Here is a 17,842-nt window from a genome sequence, read left to right as displayed (position 1 = left end):
GTCAATTTTCAACATTTCCCTACAATTTATTTTTATAATATTCTCTAAAATATCACTTTTATTAATTGGTTTTAATTTCTTTTTATGTTAATATATTCTTAGTATTTTAAAAAGGAGATTACTAGATGAACTGGAAAAAACTAACAAATATTCATGATTTAAAAGAATTTTTTATAAAAATAAAGTGGATTTTATCCCATGCTAAACCTGTAATACCATTTTTAATCTTTACTACTGTAATAAGTTCAGCTTCCTCTTTAATCAGCGTTTATAATACGTTAATTTCCAAATCATTAATAGATAATGCTATAGGCGGTAACACCTCGCAAGTGATAAAGTATCTTATTATCATGATCAGTATTACTTTAGGTATGATGTTATTAAATCCTATAACATCTTTATTAAGCACCCATGCTTCTACAAAGCTTAATCAAAATATTCAAAATAAAATGTTTGAACATATTGAATATAGTAGCTGGCTTGAACAAAGTAAATTTCATAGTGTAAGTTTATTGACAAGAATAACTTCTGATGTAGCAACTATAAGTTCTACTTTGCTTAGTACCATTCCTAACATTATTTCAATTTTAGTAACACTATTAGCTTCTTTTTCTACGCTTATTTATTTAGCTCCCTCCATTGCTATAATTGCAATATTTATTGGACCATTTCTTGTGTTAGTAAGCAGATATTTTAGCAAAAAGTTAAAAGCTCTTTATAAGAAAGCTCAAGAAGAAGATGTTAAATATAGAGCCTTCATTCAAGAATCTGTACAAAATATAATGATTGTAAAGACTTTTTGTATGGAAAAAATAAATATGGATAGATTAATACAAATTCAAAATAATAAATATAATATAGCCATGAAAAATACTAAACTTTCAGCTATGACTGGATTAGCCATGTCACTATGTTCAAACTTAGCTTACTTTACAATCTTTTGCTGGGGTGCTTTAAATATTTCTACTGGAGTAACTACTTATGGTACCTTTACAGCCATGCTACAGCTATATGGAAAGGTACAATCTCCATTTTCTTCATTGGCATCTATGTTTCCTGGATTAATATCAACTATTGCCGCTGCCGAAAGATTAATGGAACTTGAAGAAATACCACTGGAAAAATCATCAGAAAAAGAAGTTATTGATTTTATTAATCCAGAAATAACCTTTGAAGATGTATCTTTTGAATATAAAAAAGGTACTAAAATTATTAATGATATTAATTTAACTATTCCTTATGGTGAAACCATTGCTTTTGTAGGTCCATCTGGTGAAGGGAAAACCACTTTAATTAGACTGATACTTGCGCTAATAAATCCAAGCAGTGGTAAAGTTTATTTAAAAGAAAATAATAAAAAGGATTCCTTTAATAGAGATTACAGAAATTTAATTTCTTATGTTCCACAAGGAAATACTTTATTTTCTGGTACTATTGAAGACAACTTAAGATATGGTAACTTTGAAGCTACAGAAGAAGAAATATATGAAGCTTTAAAAAACGCCTGCGCTTTAGATTTCGTTAATGAATTAGAAAATGGCATTGAAACAGTAATTGGTGAAAAAGCTACTGGCATTTCCGAGGGACAAGCTCAACGCTTAGCCATAGCTCGCTCATTCTTAAGAAAGAAACCAATATTAATCTTAGATGAAGCAACTTCTGCTCTTGATCCTGAAACAGAAGTAAGTGTTTTAAAATCAGTTAAATCACTGCCCCATAAACCAACTTGCATCATCATAACTCATAGACCTTCAGCCCTTAATATTTGTCATCGTATAATACGACTGGAAAAAGGTCATTTAAAACAAGTAAGTAAGGAAAGTATCTTAGAAGTTGCCACTGAACTAGTATAACATTTTATAAAAAAACACCTAACAACATAATAAACATGCTGTTAGGTGTTTTTTATATTTATTCAAATTCACTTCTGATTTTCTTAAGTTCATTTAATAACTCATAAAAATTATTAATATAATCAATATATTCTTCATGAGTTAAAATTTCATAATCATCACTGGCATATCTTCTACTAAAATAAAAATCTTTTAAATCTCTACAAAGACTCTTATACTTTTTTAATTCTGGATAACCTTGCAAATATAATACTTCTAATAGTTTAACAAGATTATGTTCTTTTGATATCACTCCGTACTTCTTCTGAATAATAGCTTTTAAATTTTTTTCAATACATTGCTGACAATGAACTAGCACTCCATCTTCTAATCCTTCATTATCTTTCGTTGAATCTATAAATTTTTCATCAATATCTGCAAAATAAAACATATCTCTCTTAACCATAATTCCACTTCCTTATATCTATTAAATCTTTTATTATATCTCCTTCAAAGCTTATTTCCTTACTTAATTCAATATATCTATTTTTATTATATAATTTAATATCTACACTTCTACTTAAATTTAGGTTATCTATATCATCTTCTAATTCATGTCTTAATTTTCTTAATTCACTAACACTTTTATTATCATCAATTAATATTAATATATCAATATCACTACTATTTTTATATTTTCCCTTTGCTATAGAACCAAATAATAATATATCTGCATTTTTTAATCTATAAATACATATATCTCTAATCTTAATAATCTCATTTCTTATGTTTTTATCAAGAGAGTACTCAACATCATTTTTTATATTACAACCATAAAACATGATTTAATCACATCCTAAATAATATCATTTTATAATATTATATCCTAAAATTTATTTTTATTATATATATATATTGTTAAAATCAATAAGTTTAAAATTGAATCTATACTTTTCTATTTAAAATAAAAAATAAGCTTAAGGTCATATTTATCCTTAAGCTTATTTTTTACTAAATTACATTTTTAATATTATGAGCCACTTACTGTTGAATCATTTGAACCATGATTTTTTGGATGCCATCTATTATGCTTATTACACCATACCCAATCTGGGTGCTGAGTAGGTTTTTTATTTGGATCTGTGTAGTCTTCATTGCCTAATCCAATAACTTCTGTACCTACCCAATTACAATAATCTACATACTCTATATCATTTGTTAAGTTTACTGATAAATCTCTTAATTCAGGTTTTACAAATTCTTTTTTCATTTTCCATTCTCCTTTTAAGTTAATATTTATTTATTTTAAGACTATAATAAGTCATAGATACTAACTAGCAAATTTGGCAACTACGGCATATCCATGTCTATTGCCTCCACCTGTAACAAAATAATCTCCACATCTGATCCAAGCATGAGCTAACATTTGATTATTATTGTCTTTCTTTACTCCTAAATAAAGAGTTGTAGATACTCCCTGTTTCTTTAACATTTTTTGAGCCGTTAATGCTTGTACTAAACATTTACTTTCCCATGGTGTATGATAAGATACTATTCCTACTATCCTTGCTATTCTTACAGCTTTTTTATAGCATTCATCATCTACTTCCTGTGGTGACTCCAACTTAATCTTACCCATACGCTTTCTCAATTTATTAAATGGTACAAATAATATAAAAGATCTAAAGTAACCCATATATATAAATGCTTTTATAAAAGCTAATTTATCCTGATTTTTTATTTTGAAAAATGTTTTTATTTTTTTAAAGAACTTTAATAAGCTCTGCATCTTTTAATCTTCCTAAAAACTCCATTACAGTATTTTCACAAGTTTCTTCATCTACTTGATATTCATTAGTTAAAGTTTCTATTATATTTACTATAGAAGTATTTCCTTCAATAAGTTCCCATATTCTACTTCCTACTTCATTCATCATAAAGTATTGACCTTTATCTAGGTTCATCATTACTTTTTCACCATCAAGATCCGTATCATCTATTTCTTCATTTTTTGAAACAACAGAATCAAGATTAACTCCATAATCCTTTTTTACTTCTCCAACTTTTCCTGAAAACTTTTTAAAATCTAACATATGATTCACTCCTTCTTAATTTATACTTTGTAATGTTTTAATTTTTTCTTCCAATAATTCTATCTGCTTATCTACTGTAAATTGACCTTCTGGTCTTATAATCTTATAAAATTTTATGCTCTTGGCAATTTGTAGTAAAGTCTTGAAAGCAATTGGTGATATTCCCCCCATTGCTTGTACAAATTCTGCTCTATATCTATTGGTTATAAGTTTATTTAGTTTTTCACTACCTTTTATTTCTTCAATTTGAACCTGAGCAGTATCACTTACTGACAATTCACATAAAGCAAAAAGCCTAGTATCCTCATATATAAAATCATCATGAGCATCCACTAAATATTTAATTTCAGTATCACTCATAAATGAAAAATATTTTTCTTTATCATATTCTAATTTATCCATAGCGCTACTGCATAGCTTTTGATAAGGAAACCCATGCTTCACCATTGGAATATTATTTTTCATTTCTAAAGCAGCTACATCATCAGAAATAAATTGATATCCTTTTAATCTTAAAGCAGTGGTAAGTGTTGATTTTCCAGCCCCTCTATCACCTGTTAAAATTATAGCTTTATTATCAACAACAATAGTTCCTCCGTGAATAGCTATAATATCCCTTTGTATCATTATAAAACCTAAACAGCTACACATTAAAAACACTCTTAAAATGTACGGGTCTGCCTTTTCACAAGGTTCAAATTCAATGAACTCCCCATTAGTCACTCTATAAGTAGCCACTTCATCAATATGAAACCACACTTCTTCTTTAGAAAAAAAAGCTTTTTTATTATCTTCTATACTTTTTTTTATATTGGCTGGCATTTTACTATATATCATATTAACTTTATTATCAGTATTAATATTTTCAATTGGTACAAACTCATCTATTTTTATTTCTGATTCAATATCTAAGCCATATACTTCATAATAAAACTTACTTTTTCCTGAATTCATACTTTCTCTCCATTTTAAATATAATTTTTAATTTTTTCATAATATATGAATAAACAAGGTAGAAATTAATCTACCTTGTTTATTCATATATAATTTCTTTTTAAAATTAAGATATTATACATGACTTAGTATTTTCATCATATTTAGGACAAATTGGTAAATGATTTGTGCTAAAATCATAACGTGCTAAAGATTCTGTATTAAATATATATTCACTATTCTTTAAACAACAAGGACAATGCCATCCATATAATGGTTCCATTGAACGTGGTGAACTTATAGTTGGTTCTATTACTTTAGTTCTTCTTACATCTAATTCTTTTAATTCTGGATTCATCCATTTTTTTATCATTTTTACCTCCAATATGTTTATAATTTAATTAAGGTTTATTATATATTTCAAATAAAATGTATAACCTTATATTATATTTTACCATATTTTCCTATTTTTTTATAATTAATCGTATTACAAATTTCTATTTTTTTCGCAATTAACTATATTTCTTTATTAATATTTAATATCTCACTTCTTCCGATAGAATAGTAATCTATATTATATTCTTCTACTAAATCAATATCATAACAATTACGACCATCAAAAATTATTGGTGTTTTCATTAAATTTTCATAAAGTTTTAAATCCAAATTTTTAATTTCTTTCCATTCTGTAAATATGAACACTACTTCTGCATTTTTTAATGCTTCCTCTGGACAATTTACATATTCAATTCCTGATTTAAATATTTTTTTAAAATTTTCTTCACCTATAGGGTCATAAGCGACTATTTTTGCTCCTTCCTCTAATAACCTATTAATATTAGGAATAGATGGAGCTTCTCTTAAATCATCTGTTTCAGGTTTAAAAGTTAATCCAAGTACTGCTACTTTCATTCCTTTTAAAGTTCCAAATCGTTTTTTTGCTTTTCTAAACATCTTATACTTTTGATTTTCATTAACTTCTATTGTAGCTTTAATAGTTTTTATTTCGTATCCACTATCATTAGCTAACCAATGTAAAGCTTTTGTATCTTTAGGAAAACATGATCCTCCATAACCAAGACCAGCTTTTAAAAACTTGTCCCCAATTCTTTTATCATAACTCATACCTTTAGCTACATCTTCTATATTAGCTCCAACAATCTCACAAACATTTGCCATTTCATTTATAAAACTTATTTTTAACGCTAAAAAATCATTAGAAGCATACTTAATCATTTCAGCACTTCTTCTATTAGTAACTACTATAGGTTGTTTAAATGCTTCATAAGCGTATCTTAATTTTTCTTCTGCCTTTTTACTTTCAACTCCAATAACTATCCTTGATGCGTGCAAAGTATCTACAACTGCAGTTCCTTGTGATAAAAACTCTGGATTTGAAGCCACTTCAATATTCACATTATTTATTACATTTTCTCTTAAATATGCTTCTACTCTATCATTAGTTCCAATTGGAACAGTTGACTTAACCACTACTAAGCAATCATTTTCAATATTTTCAGCAATTTCTTTGCAGACAGTAAAAACATAATCAAGATTAGCTGAACCATCTTCTCTTTCAGGAGTTCCTACCCCTATAAATACTATCTCTGCATTTTTATAAGCATTTTTATAATCTGTTGTAAAATTTAATCTTCCTTCATCATGATTTTTCTTTAATAATTCATCTAATCCAGGCTCATATATAGGAGAAATTCCTTCCTTCATCATTGTAATCTTGTTTTCATCTATATCTACACAAGTTACATTATGTCCTATTTCCGATAAACAAGCTCCTGTAACTAATCCTACATAACCTGTTCCTGCTACAACTATTCTCATAATTAACTCCTTCCCTTTAACACCACATTAATTATAAATATATTTTAAAGTTCTAACCATCTTACAACCTTATTTCTACTTTTTGCATTACTAATGGTTGAGGTTAAAAATTTCTTTTTACTTTCCTTGTCATATTCTTTAGTAGTAATTCCTACAAATATATGATGTATCCATGCAATTGGAAGCAATATTTTATATTTCTTTGCATATCCATATCTATCAGATAATTTATTTACTGGAGGTAATATTATTTGTATATATCTTTTAACCATACTAAAGGTATTATCTTTATCTATATCGTACCCCACTTGAGCTCTAAAGGTATAAGATAAATCTCTTTGCCCATAAACTCCTCCTGTGAATATATCATCTACAACTAAATTTATAACATCATCATCATTATTATTATCTTTAAGCTCTTTTGGTATCTCCATATTAAATAAATAATTACATACTTTAAACATGCCTATAGAAAATCTTAATAATCCACTTCTTTCTGCTTTTAATAAAAAATTATTCCAATTAATATTCTTTCCCTCATGTTCAACTAATAAAACTAAATCTGCTAATTGTCTAACACCAAAGCCTGATATAGCCATATGAGATGCCATATGTGCACAAAAATGTAAAGCCTGGTCCTCAAGTGATAATGCTAATGTATCAATTCTCCCAACTTTAATCTTCCTAGCATCATTCCAAATATATTCTTGAAAGCATTTTTGCCCATTTCTAAATGTTTCATTTGCTAATGTCCAATGAACTTCTAAATTAAATCCATGTTTTAAAAATGCAATATGATGCCCTGCATCCTCTTCTTCTCTAAAACCTTCATTTAAAAGAAGTTTTCTCACCTTTGGCAGATCTTCCTTATGAATAATTATATCTGAATCACACATTGTCCTTAAATCTGGTTTTGGGTAATAATACCTAATAACTAGTCCTTTCAAAACTATTACTGATATATTATTTTCATTAAATAATTTTAATATTTCCTCTGTATCTTTAATATGCTTACTTTGCTGAATTGCAGATATAAGTGTAATTTTTTTTAATTTATTTATAATTTTATTATCTATATTATCTCCACTATTTTTTAGTGCTGGATATAAAAGTCCATCTATACTATGAGCATTACATTCTTCAATGATTTTATCCCAATCAATATTGTTAGAATAATTTAATTTTGGTTTACTATCATGTATAGATGCATTTAATAAATCAATTATCTGTTCTTGATACTTTTCCATCCTTATCCTCCACGGTGATAAAATTAAGCTTTTTGTTTATTTCAAAATAAAAGGATACTCCCCTTTTTTGAAGTGTATCCAAATAAAACTCTCTATGTATATTAAAATTACTCTTAATAACATCTTCTGCATCTTAGTGTACTATATTTATATTATCATATTTCCACTTAATTATTATCATCAACCGTTCATCAAATTCCACCATTTTCCCCTTTTATATACAATCAAATTTTTTACTTAAGTAAACTTTTTAATTTTTCTTCAAGTTCTTCTGCTGTGATTTTATTAGACATTTCTTCACCATTAATATATACAGTAGGTACTGCATGAATATCTAACTTTTCTTTTTCTTTTCTTATCCTCTTCAAATCACTAATATTATTTTTATTATCATCTTCTTTTAAATTTAATAGTTTAATAACATCTTCATCATTTTCATAAGCTATCCATTGACTTTGTTTTTCATATATTTCTGATAACTTTTCAAAATCATTTATTTGTTCATCATTCATTTTTTTATAAATTAAATCATCAAATTGAAATCTTTCTATATCAATTTGCTTTTCTATATATTTTACATCACCATTATCTATATATTTTTTTAAAACATCATGTAATTTTAAGTGTAACTCAGAACAATCTGGACATTGAAAGCTTGTATAGTTTTTTATTACTATAGGCGCTGACTCAACTCCGTATACTAATCCTACTTCTTTATCTTTACTACAACTTATATTTAAAACTGTAATAAAAAAAACAATAGCAATACTAAATATATATTTTAAGTGTTTTTTCATATACTTCTCCTAATTAACATAATATTTATTATATAAAAAGGAATATACTATTACCAATATATCCCTTTTAAGCTATGCGCTAAATAAATTTACACTTAACTCATACACCTGTCATGTACTTTATCATACTTAAGGCAATTTGGTAAATGATTTGTTTTAAAATCATTTTGTGCTTCACCTTCTTGAGTAAATATATATCCACTTTCCTTTTGGCAACATGGACATTTCCAACCTATAAATGGTTCTAAATCCATAGTTACTAATTCTGGTGAACCACTCCTATACATAATTATTGCTTCTACTGCTTTTGTTTCCTCTAAATTTAATTTCTTTACTTGTGGCGTTTTCCATTTAGCTTTCATAAAAAATACCTCCATATAATTTTATTATTAAAATTTTAATTCCAATATCATTATACCATTTTTTACCAATTAGAACTCAATTTAATACTAACTTTCGTTATAAAAATTAACTATTTTTTTTACATATTATTTATAATATCTTCATACTATTTTGCTCTTTTTGTCAAAGTAAGTACATTAATTTCTGGTGTGTTAAACAATCTAAATTGTAATAACTTATATGGTGCATTAGCACCAAGGCCAGCTGTTACATATTGATTTGTATTTCCCCATGTAATTAAACCTTTTACTTCTTTTTGATCTGGGAAAAAATATACTGGTGCAAAAACATCTGGAATAAATAATGCTCCATAGAAAGGTATTCTAATTTGTCCTGCATGATAATGCCCTGCTAAAACAAGATTGTAATCTGGTATATTTTGATCTGTTGCATAATGATTTTCATGTCTTGGATAATGAGTAACTACAACTTTAACTGAATTATCATTATCCTTATCTACACCTGTTTCATTATAAAAAGTTGTTCCATTAATAAATCTAGATACCCATAAGGTACTTTCGCCTCTTGTAATAGCATAAGGCTTATCTAAAACCTTGCATCCCTTTTCAATTAATAGTTGTCCATCACTAGTTATTTCTCCAATATTCTCATTAACAGCTTCCAATCCTGTATCACCTTTTACATAAAAAATATTCTCCTTATTTTCTAAACCATCTAATATATCAAAGAAAGGCTTATTATCTTCAGTATGCTTGTCCATCATATCTCCACAAATAGCAATCATATCATAATCTATGGCATTCATTTTTTTAAGTAATCTCTTTTGATTCTTTCCAAAAGTTTTACCATGTAAATCTGCTATTTGAAGTATCTTAAATCCTTCAAACTCTTCTGGTAAATCTACCACTTCAACTTCTTGCTCTACAACTTTTATTCTGTTATTATCAAAAATATTGTAAATTATACTTATCAATATTAATGATAATATAATTATCCCTAACCATTTAAAAAACTTCCCTATAATTTTTAACATTTTATCCCTCCATTTATTACAAATTACCCTTCCCATATTTTATCATATTTTAAATTTATTGTATTATTTTTATAAAATAAAAGTTGATCTCTATATCATCATTAGAAATCAACTTAATATTAAAGTTATATATGCTCTATTCCATAACAGCATTATTCTCTTTATTTATAATACTCTTTTCTCTTTTCTTTCCCAACATAAAAGGTAAATATTTATTTATAATTTTTATTAATGGATATTCCAGCAATAATATTATAAAAATAATCATTATATCATTTAAATATTTTATTAAAGAACTTTTTAATATTGCTTCTAAAATCAGTTGGTGTGTTGCCATAATAACTAATGTGTTTTGACCTAAAAATTCTAGTACTTTACTACCATTAATTTTTTTAGCAATGGCTATTATTAAAAGTGATCCTATAATTGAGTTAAATACATATAGAGGTAAATTATTAAACTGCACTCCCCATAAATCAACATATCCATTTAATATAGAAAATATTATACTTATAACTATTAAAATTAAAATTTGATATATTTTAAAATTAATTTTACTTATTACCTTATATAGATAATATCCAATATTAATAAAAAATAAAGCTACCATACTACGTACTAATACAATAGTTAACTTTCCAATTACATTAGTATAATTTCCCTTACTAACAAAGATAAATATGGCAATGATAAAAACTATACTTATATAAAATAAAGCTTTATATTTATTTTTACTTATATTATTTTTTTCAAATAAAAATAGAGTCTCTGATATAAATAGTGCTGGTAAAAACCATAACGCCCCTATTCCAAATAAAGTTATAGTATTAAAAATGTTCCCTTTAAATACTTCATATGATAAATCCTTTATTAAATAAAATCCTACTATATTAATTATACTAAATAATATATACGGCACCATCAGCAATTTAAATTTTTTTAAAATCATACTTTTTGTATCTTTATTTTTATTAAGCTTTAATAAAAAACCTGATATTATAAAAAATAATGGCATATGAAATGAATAAATCCAAGTAGTGGCTATATTATTTCCAGAATAAACATGTCCAAATATTACAAATAATATTGCTATTCCTTTTGAGTAATCAATATAATTAATTTTTTCTTTCATAAATCCTCCAAAATTACTAAAAATTAAATATATATTATTTTATAAAAAATAGACATTTCTATTTTTAAAATTCTCTAGTTGTGTCTTTATCTAGTAGCAACTCTTTCATTAACATTATTTCTATTTACTATTACTTGGAAAGCTTTAGTTAATAATATAGGAATAACTATACTTACAATAAAACATGCTAAAACAAGAATTGTTGAATTTATATTTTTACTAGCAATATATGATAAGATAATAAAAATTAATGGTTCATGTAATAAATAAATATTAAATGAATACTTATTTAAAAATTTCATACATTTATCAATATTACTTTGTAGCTTTCTACTTTTTAATTTATTATTTAATAAATACACTGCCAAAAATGTTTCTGTTATACCTATTAAAGCTATAATTACATTAATTAATGAAAATACTCTACTTAAAATTATGTTATCTATTGTTATTTTACTTACTAAAATTAATGCTAATGAAATTATTATTAATATTGGTATTAAAATAATAATTATTAATGTTTTTGTAGAAACCATTTTTGAATATATTTTATCTTTACTTCTAAAACATTCATAACCTAAATAAAAAAATATACTATATTGAATTGTTCTATTGATTAAAAATAAACTAGTAAAAAATCCTGAACAAACATACATTAAAGTAAAAACAGCAATATTTACTATAACTGAATATTTTTTATTTAATATAAATTTTTCATATAAATAAAATAATATAAAAATATCAAAAAGCATTAATAAGTACCATAAGTGCCCAGTATTTAATCCTATAAGAAAATCTCTTATGCTATTAAGTAATGTTCCTTTTTCTATATTTCCTATAAGATACTTAATTGGAATTGAGTAAAATAAACCTACTGTTAAAAATGGCACTATTAATCTTTTAAATTTATTACTTACTAACCTTTTTAAACTTTTATACTTTTCTTTATTTTTTCTACAATAATAGTAAATAGAGCCTGAAACAAATACTAGCATAGGAACATGAAAAGTATATACATATGATGCTATTAATCCATATATAGGTGCATTTACTGATGATTTATATACCCATCCCCCTGTATATATGGAAGTACAATGACCTATAACCACTAAAAGTATTCCTATAACTTTTAAATAATCTAAATCCTTTAAAATATTCTCTTTACCCTGCATTAACTACTCCCCTTTTATTATTTATTTTACTAATTCTAAATGATATTACATAAAAAACATTTCAATAACTCTCAGTTCTTGAAAACTTTTAATAATTTTCACTATACTCCCCCAATCTCAATTTAAAATAATTATTTTTCTTTATTCGCTACAATCTAATTCTACCATTTAATGTATTTTTTTCAATTTAATAAATATAAAAAACTGCTGATATTTAAATCAGCAGTATAAAAAATTCATACGATTATTTTATATTAAAGTGTTATAGTATCTATTGATGCTATTTTTCTTAAAAAATATAATGTAACATCTCCATTAACTTCACTTCCACTTTCATGACTTGGTTTTGAAGCTCCTAATGTTCCATCATTTAAAGCAATATATAAATTATCTTCAGTATAAATATAACTTAATACATATACATATTTATTAGCAGTAAAAGAAATATCACTATCACAATATTTAAAAGATCCTATAACTTTTAAATATCCATCACTAGTGCAAATTGTTTTTCTTGAAGAATTTTGAGCTATTACTTCTCCTGCCTTATATACGCCTCCCCCATTAGGGTAATTTCTATAATTATATGGTGCTAATGATGTAAATGTAGCACCTCTTGCTGAAAATGCTGGTACATTGCTTAAAACTTGTGATGAATCAAAACTCCAATTACTATTAAAATATCCAATATTACAATAACTCATAGTATTTCCTTCAATTATTAAATCTATTTTTCTATCTGAGCATGACTTACTAATAAAATGGCCAGCTATTCCACCCTTATTATTAATAAATTTAATTTTTAAATAGGAATTTCGCTTATCTTCTTCAGAAAAATAATTAGGATATGAAAAATAACTAAATGAACTTATTAAACCATTATCAGTTCTTTCATTTCCATCTATAATTATATCTCCTACTGGATGTTTTATTGCCATAGCATCAGTTGTATTAGGAAACTTATTATTCCTAATTATTGCATTATTATAGCTTAAACCTAATCTGTTTGATCCTAACCCTTTTGAAAAATCATTATTTTCAAAAACTAAATTTTTAGCATTAACATAATAAAAATTCCACATATAAGGATATACTCCAGCAGCACTTAAACCATAAAAAGTTCTTATAATAGTATTATTTTTTATAGTTATATTTTCACTTACTTTATCATTTCCATTAAATGCAAATCCATTGCATCCTTTAACATAATTATTACAAATTTCAAGATTTTTAAAGCACTTTCTTGCTTCAAAATCAATCCATCCAAGTCCTCTAAACTTCCCTGCCAAATTAATATTAGTTTCATATTGAATGCAAGTATTATTGTTGAATTTTACATTTTTAATACACTCTCCATTCCCACCTAAGTCAATGGCAAAGCACCATCTTCCCCAATTCGTAAATTTATTGTCATGAACATTTATATCATGAGAATTTTCCATTGGATTTATAATTAATATTCCATCTCCACCACAATCATTAACCGCCCTAGCTGTACCTCCATTTTTAAATTCGCAATTATATATTTCAACATTTGATATTTCATGAATCGTTCCGTCTTCTACTACTGGTGATTTTCCACCTGCATCTATAGTTAGATTTCCACTTTTCCATGCTATTCCATGATTTTCAACTGAATTATTATTATCCATAGTTAAACCGTTATTATCAAATATAATTCCATGTATTTTTAAATTTCTAATAACTCTAAATAAATTTAATAATGCAAAATCAGCTGAACCTACTGTATTCCAATCATTATCCTTAATCCTTAAAGTTGAATTTTCTCCTACTAATTCAACTCCATCTATATTTGCCATAATAGGCCTTTGACACCCACTACTTCTACCACACATATATGGAGCATATGGATTTACTAAAGTACTATATACATTTGGAATATTTGCCTTACTTCTTTGAGGCATTAAATATACTTTATCTTTTTTAAAAGTTATTTTTCCTTTTTTCATATGAGCAAATAGATGAATAAGCTGCTCGCTATTATCAAAATTATCATCTCCAATAGCACCATATTGCTCTACATAAATATTTTCTTTATATAAAATGCAAGCTACTAAACTATTATTTAAAGTGTGATTTCCATATTCATCTACCGGTGTATCCATTAACATTAAATCAGTTCCCAATCTATTATATTTATATCCAACTTTCCTGCAATCTATTGGAAGCCAGGTATTTAAATAATAATTATAATCTTTTATTATATATATAGCTTGTCCATTATCATCTTCTTTGTAATATCCTTTTGTAATAACTAAATCATCTAATTGTAAATCTGCTTTTTTCATTTCTTCAACATTTACGAATTCCCTTATTTCACTAGTAGGAGTATACTCTTGTAAAATAAACTGATTAATTAGCTCTTCACTTAAATCACTTAAATCTTTATAAGACAAATTACTTATATTGCTATTTATTTTATTTAATATATTCAATCTTTCAGTTATTAAATCATTCATTAATATCACCTCTTTTATCATAGAGATAATTTAATTTTAGATATTATAACTTTTGAATCTTCCCAATTTGCTTGATTAAGCATAAATGTTACTTTTAAAGTTCTTTTCCAAGTTGCAAATAACTCAATTTCTTTATTAAAACTATTTATTATTCTATAATTTCTGCTACAAATATATCCATTAGTACATCCTCTTTCTATATTACCCTCAACATTTAATATATACTTTGTTCTTACACCTTCAACATAGTTTCCATCTACTTCTTTATAATATAAATATATATTTGCATATCTATTTTTACCTTCAATAATTAAATTTCCATTATTAATTGAGTACACTGCACCATTTTCACTAATCCAACTTAATTTATTAATATCTCCTAATAGTCCTAAATTCTCGTCTTCTTCATTACAATCTGAATCATTACAATTTGTTTTAAAATTTATTATATTGTTCTGTTCATCTATTATTTTTTGTTGATCTATGATTTTACTTTCTAAATCTTTTATTTTATTATTTTTCTCTTCTAACTCTTTTTGTAACTCTTCATATTTTTCTTTTATACTATTTGTGTTTTTATTAAGCTCACTTACTATTTCAATAATATTTAGCATAAGCTTTCCTCCTCATATGAATATATTACTAGTATATTCAATGAACACATATAAGTTGTATAATATTAACATAACAAATAACATATTTATTGAAATTTAGCTAACTCAGCTAACTTAAGCATATAAACATCACCACATAGTTTACTTCCTTCACTATGACTTAATTTATTACCTAATGTTCCATCATTACATGCAATATAAAGATATGAATCATTATATATATATTGTCCTTTTTTTACAGATAAATTTGAAATAAACTTTACGTCTGATTCTGCAAGTTTAAAAGCCCCTTGCATTGGTACATAACCTGTTTTAGTACACATTAAAATCTTATCACTATCATTTATGATAATATCACCTTCATTATATTTACCGCCTCCCTTAGGAATATTTCTATAATTATAGGAAGTACTATTTGTAAATCTTGCTCCTCTACAACTAAATGAATCTATATTTTCACTTACCTGCTTTGGATTAAAAGTAAAATCATTATCATCCCAGGCTTCAAAATTCATATAATTCATTTTATTATTATCTATTGTAATATCTATATAACTATACTTTCCTGGATTATCTTCATCAAATATCTTACCTTTTATACCACCATTATTATTTATAAATTTAAAATTACAATATATCCTTTCTTCTTTTGAAATATATGTTGGAATATCTAATGATTCAATTGATATTATGCATCCCTTGTTCTCCATACTATTTTTTTCAACTATAATATCTCCATATAATCCATAAATTTGTATAGATTCTCTTAATTTATTATTCTTTATAGTTATATTGTTAGAAGTATATCCAAATCTATTAGTTCCTTTACATATATCATTTTCTTCAAATATTAAATCTTTAATTTGTACTCCATAAAAATTAAACATATATGGATATGCACTTTTATAATTTCTATCTGGCCTAATTATAGTATTACCTAATATAATTACATTTTCTGTTACTTCACCTGCTCCATTAATTGCAAAGCCATTTAATCCATTTACATAATTATTTTTTATTTCTAGATTTGAAAAGCATTTTTTTGATTCAAAATCAACCCAACCTAAGCCTCTATACTTTTCTGAAGTATTACTATTTTTATCATCTTGTATACATATATTATTATTAAATTTTAATTCATCTATTCTCTCTCCATTTCCTCCTAAATCTATAGCAAAAGCCCATCTTCCCCAATTAATAAACTTATTATCATGAATATTTATGTTATAAGATAAAGCTGGTGGTTCTATAATTAAAATTCCATCTCCACCACAATCATTAACATCAGCACTTGTACCTCCATTTCTAAATTCACAATTAGTAATTTCAATATTTGAAAATTCAAATTCTACATCCTTATAAGGTAATTCATCTTCACCAGTTCTATTTCCACTTTTGTAAAATATCCCATGGTTACTTAATGTATGAGTTTCATCCATAGTTAAACCATTATTATCAAATATAATTCCATCTATTTTTAAGTTTCTAATAACTCCCATAAGATTAAGTAATCCCATATCAGTTACGCTACTACTATTACACCAATCATTCTCCTTAATTTTTAATATTGAATTATTTCCTATTATATTAACTCCATCTATATTAGCCATAATAGGTTTTGACATTGAAGCTCCTCGTCCTGTCATATATGCTCTGTATGGATTATCTAATCCATTTTCACTATAAATATCATCTATATTTTCTATATTTCTTTGTCCTATAAGATATACTGCATCTTTTTTAAATTCTATAGCACCTTTTTTCATATGGGCAAATAAATGAATAAATACTTCTGAATTATCAAAGTTTCCATCTCCTATAGCTCCATATTGTTCTGCTTTAATGTTTTCTTTATCATAAAGACATGCAACTAATCCATTTTCTAAGGTATGATTGCCATGTTCATCAACTGGTGTATCCATTAAAAGCTTATCTGTTCCCAACCTATTAAATTTATAGCTTACCTTTCTACAATCTACAGGTAACCAAGTATTTAAATAATAATTATAATCTTCTATTATATATACCGCTCCACCGCCATCACCTTTAGAATAATACCCTTCAGTTTTAACTATATCTCTCACTTTTAAATCTGAACTTTTCATCTCAAAGATATTATTAAAAACATAATTGTTCTCTTTAGACTCTATTTCATTTATCTTTATTTTTTTTGTAAAAATATTAAAAGTAAATAAAAATATAATAATTAATTCAATGCAACATAAAGAAACATATATATTTTTTTTATTCTTTTTCATACCTACTCCTATATTATTTCCGAATTACTATAATAAAACAAAAGTGATA

Annotated in this window: 18 protein-coding genes; 1 reads left to right on the top strand and 17 read right to left on the bottom strand. The window is 25.5% G+C overall.

Annotated features, from left to right (window positions below; genetic code table 11):
* Window positions 1-125 precede the first annotated feature (125 nt).
* Window positions 126-1,853, top strand: coding sequence for an ABC transporter ATP-binding protein (locus H8R92_RS00720; protein ID WP_207722781.1), 1,728 nt, complete (start codon window positions 126-128; stop codon window positions 1,851-1,853).
* Window positions 1,854-1,911: 58 nt separating this feature from the next.
* Here H8R92_RS00720 and H8R92_RS00715 read toward each other — a convergent pair whose 3' ends face one another.
* The 17 genes from H8R92_RS00715 to H8R92_RS00635 all read right to left on the bottom strand — a co-directional run bounded on the left by H8R92_RS00715 (window position 1,912) and on the right by H8R92_RS00635 (window position 17,793).
* A complete protein-coding gene (locus H8R92_RS00715) occupies window positions 1,912-2,298 on the bottom strand; it encodes a HEPN domain-containing protein (protein WP_022212182.1) in 387 nt (128 codons plus the stop codon).
* Window positions 2,291-2,674 (bottom strand): nucleotidyltransferase domain-containing protein, encoded by a 384-nt coding sequence (locus tag H8R92_RS00710; RefSeq protein ID WP_022212183.1) that lies wholly within the window; start codon window positions 2,672-2,674, stop codon window positions 2,291-2,293. The genes H8R92_RS00715 and H8R92_RS00710 overlap by 8 nt, the downstream gene beginning before the upstream one ends.
* A 188-nt stretch (window positions 2,675-2,862) precedes the next feature.
* Window positions 2,863-3,102, bottom strand: coding sequence for a hypothetical protein (locus H8R92_RS00705; protein WP_022212184.1), 240 nt, complete (start codon window positions 3,100-3,102; stop codon window positions 2,863-2,865).
* Between the two features lie 60 nt (window positions 3,103-3,162).
* Entirely contained in the window at window positions 3,163-3,621 is a 459-nt protein-coding gene (locus H8R92_RS00700) for a lasso peptide biosynthesis B2 protein (RefSeq protein ID WP_022212185.1), read from the bottom strand.
* Entirely contained in the window at window positions 3,596-3,925 is a 330-nt protein-coding gene (locus H8R92_RS00695) for a lasso peptide biosynthesis PqqD family chaperone (RefSeq protein WP_022212186.1), read from the bottom strand. The genes H8R92_RS00700 and H8R92_RS00695 overlap by 26 nt, the downstream gene beginning before the upstream one ends.
* A gap of 15 nt (window positions 3,926-3,940) precedes the next feature.
* Window positions 3,941-4,879 (bottom strand): phosphoenolpyruvate carboxykinase (ATP), encoded by a 939-nt coding sequence (locus H8R92_RS00690; protein WP_022212187.1) that lies wholly within the window; start codon window positions 4,877-4,879, stop codon window positions 3,941-3,943.
* Between the two features lie 106 nt (window positions 4,880-4,985).
* A complete protein-coding gene (locus H8R92_RS00685; RefSeq protein WP_022212188.1) occupies window positions 4,986-5,231 on the bottom strand; it encodes a hypothetical protein in 246 nt (81 codons plus the stop codon).
* A 143-nt stretch (window positions 5,232-5,374) separates the two neighbouring features.
* Window positions 5,375-6,697 (bottom strand): UDP-glucose dehydrogenase family protein, encoded by a 1,323-nt coding sequence (locus tag H8R92_RS00680; RefSeq protein WP_022212189.1) that lies wholly within the window; start codon window positions 6,695-6,697, stop codon window positions 5,375-5,377.
* A gap of 44 nt (window positions 6,698-6,741) precedes the next feature.
* A complete protein-coding gene (locus tag H8R92_RS00675; RefSeq protein ID WP_022212190.1) occupies window positions 6,742-7,944 on the bottom strand; it encodes a nucleotidyltransferase domain-containing protein in 1,203 nt (400 codons plus the stop codon).
* A 233-nt stretch (window positions 7,945-8,177) separates the two neighbouring features.
* Window positions 8,178-8,741: a thioredoxin domain-containing protein gene (locus tag H8R92_RS00670; RefSeq protein ID WP_022212191.1), complete on the bottom strand. Its 564-nt coding sequence runs from the start codon at window positions 8,739-8,741 to the stop codon at window positions 8,178-8,180.
* 95 nt (window positions 8,742-8,836) lie between these two features.
* Window positions 8,837-9,103 (bottom strand): hypothetical protein, encoded by a 267-nt coding sequence (locus H8R92_RS00665; RefSeq protein ID WP_186834398.1) that lies wholly within the window; start codon window positions 9,101-9,103, stop codon window positions 8,837-8,839.
* A 146-nt stretch (window positions 9,104-9,249) separates the two neighbouring features.
* On the bottom strand, window positions 9,250-10,137 hold the full coding sequence (locus H8R92_RS00660) for a metallophosphoesterase (RefSeq protein WP_186834397.1): 888 nt from the start codon (window positions 10,135-10,137) through the stop codon (window positions 9,250-9,252).
* Between the two features lie 136 nt (window positions 10,138-10,273).
* The gene (locus H8R92_RS00655) at window positions 10,274-11,269 is read right to left on the bottom strand and encodes an acyltransferase family protein (RefSeq protein WP_022212194.1); all 996 of its coding nucleotides are present in this window, start codon (window positions 11,267-11,269) and stop codon (window positions 10,274-10,276) included.
* A gap of 86 nt (window positions 11,270-11,355) precedes the next feature.
* Window positions 11,356-12,441 (bottom strand): acyltransferase family protein, encoded by a 1,086-nt coding sequence (locus tag H8R92_RS00650; protein ID WP_022212195.1) that lies wholly within the window; start codon window positions 12,439-12,441, stop codon window positions 11,356-11,358.
* Window positions 12,442-12,695: 254 nt separating this feature from the next.
* On the bottom strand, window positions 12,696-14,921 hold the full coding sequence (locus H8R92_RS00645) for a hypothetical protein (protein ID WP_022212196.1): 2,226 nt from the start codon (window positions 14,919-14,921) through the stop codon (window positions 12,696-12,698).
* 17 nt (window positions 14,922-14,938) lie between these two features.
* On the bottom strand, window positions 14,939-15,535 hold the full coding sequence (locus H8R92_RS00640; protein WP_022212197.1) for a hypothetical protein: 597 nt from the start codon (window positions 15,533-15,535) through the stop codon (window positions 14,939-14,941).
* Between the two features lie 86 nt (window positions 15,536-15,621).
* The gene (locus H8R92_RS00635) at window positions 15,622-17,793 is read right to left on the bottom strand and encodes a hypothetical protein (RefSeq protein WP_022212198.1); all 2,172 of its coding nucleotides are present in this window, start codon (window positions 17,791-17,793) and stop codon (window positions 15,622-15,624) included.
* Between the last annotated feature and the right edge of the window lie 49 nt (window positions 17,794-17,842).

The sequence above is a fragment of the Clostridium lentum genome (genome assembly GCF_014287815.1).
GTDB lineage: Bacteria > Bacillota > Clostridia > Clostridiales > Clostridiaceae > Clostridium > Clostridium lentum.
This window is presented reverse-complemented; position numbering and strand designations above follow the sequence as displayed.

Bases quoted from the DNA above. Each gene is read 5' to 3' on its own strand.
- H8R92_RS00645 (WP_022212196.1), bottom strand. From the start codon at position 14,921: ATGAATGATTTAATAACTGAAAGATTGAATATATTAAATAAAATAAAT.
- H8R92_RS00640 (WP_022212197.1), bottom strand. From the start codon at position 15,535: ATGCTAAATATTATTGAAATAGTAAGTGAGCTTAATAAAAACACAAAT.
- H8R92_RS00705 (WP_022212184.1), bottom strand. From the start codon at position 3,102: ATGAAAAAAGAATTTGTAAAACCTGAATTAAGAGATTTATCAGTAAAC.
- H8R92_RS00680 (WP_022212189.1), bottom strand. From the start codon at position 6,697: ATGAGAATAGTTGTAGCAGGAACAGGTTATGTAGGATTAGTTACAGGA.
- H8R92_RS00685 (WP_022212188.1), bottom strand. From the start codon at position 5,231: ATGATAAAAAAATGGATGAATCCAGAATTAAAAGAATTAGATGTAAGA.
- H8R92_RS00715 (WP_022212182.1), bottom strand. From the start codon at position 2,298: ATGGTTAAGAGAGATATGTTTTATTTTGCAGATATTGATGAAAAATTT.
- H8R92_RS00660 (WP_186834397.1), bottom strand. From the start codon at position 10,137: ATGTTAAAAATTATAGGGAAGTTTTTTAAATGGTTAGGGATAATTATA.
- H8R92_RS00710 (WP_022212183.1), bottom strand. From the start codon at position 2,674: ATGTTTTATGGTTGTAATATAAAAAATGATGTTGAGTACTCTCTTGAT.
- H8R92_RS00690 (WP_022212187.1), bottom strand. From the start codon at position 4,879: ATGAATTCAGGAAAAAGTAAGTTTTATTATGAAGTATATGGCTTAGAT.
- H8R92_RS00665 (WP_186834398.1), bottom strand. From the start codon at position 9,103: ATGAAAGCTAAATGGAAAACGCCACAAGTAAAGAAATTAAATTTAGAG.
- H8R92_RS00700 (WP_022212185.1), bottom strand. From the start codon at position 3,621: ATGCAGAGCTTATTAAAGTTCTTTAAAAAAATAAAAACATTTTTCAAA.
- H8R92_RS00695 (WP_022212186.1), bottom strand. From the start codon at position 3,925: ATGTTAGATTTTAAAAAGTTTTCAGGAAAAGTTGGAGAAGTAAAAAAG.
- H8R92_RS00720 (WP_207722781.1), top strand. From the start codon at position 126: ATGAACTGGAAAAAACTAACAAATATTCATGATTTAAAAGAATTTTTT.
- H8R92_RS00675 (WP_022212190.1), bottom strand. From the start codon at position 7,944: ATGGAAAAGTATCAAGAACAGATAATTGATTTATTAAATGCATCTATA.
- H8R92_RS00670 (WP_022212191.1), bottom strand. From the start codon at position 8,741: ATGAAAAAACACTTAAAATATATATTTAGTATTGCTATTGTTTTTTTT.
- H8R92_RS00655 (WP_022212194.1), bottom strand. From the start codon at position 11,269: ATGAAAGAAAAAATTAATTATATTGATTACTCAAAAGGAATAGCAATA.
- H8R92_RS00635 (WP_022212198.1), bottom strand. From the start codon at position 17,793: ATGAAAAAGAATAAAAAAAATATATATGTTTCTTTATGTTGCATTGAA.
- H8R92_RS00650 (WP_022212195.1), bottom strand. From the start codon at position 12,441: ATGCAGGGTAAAGAGAATATTTTAAAGGATTTAGATTATTTAAAAGTT.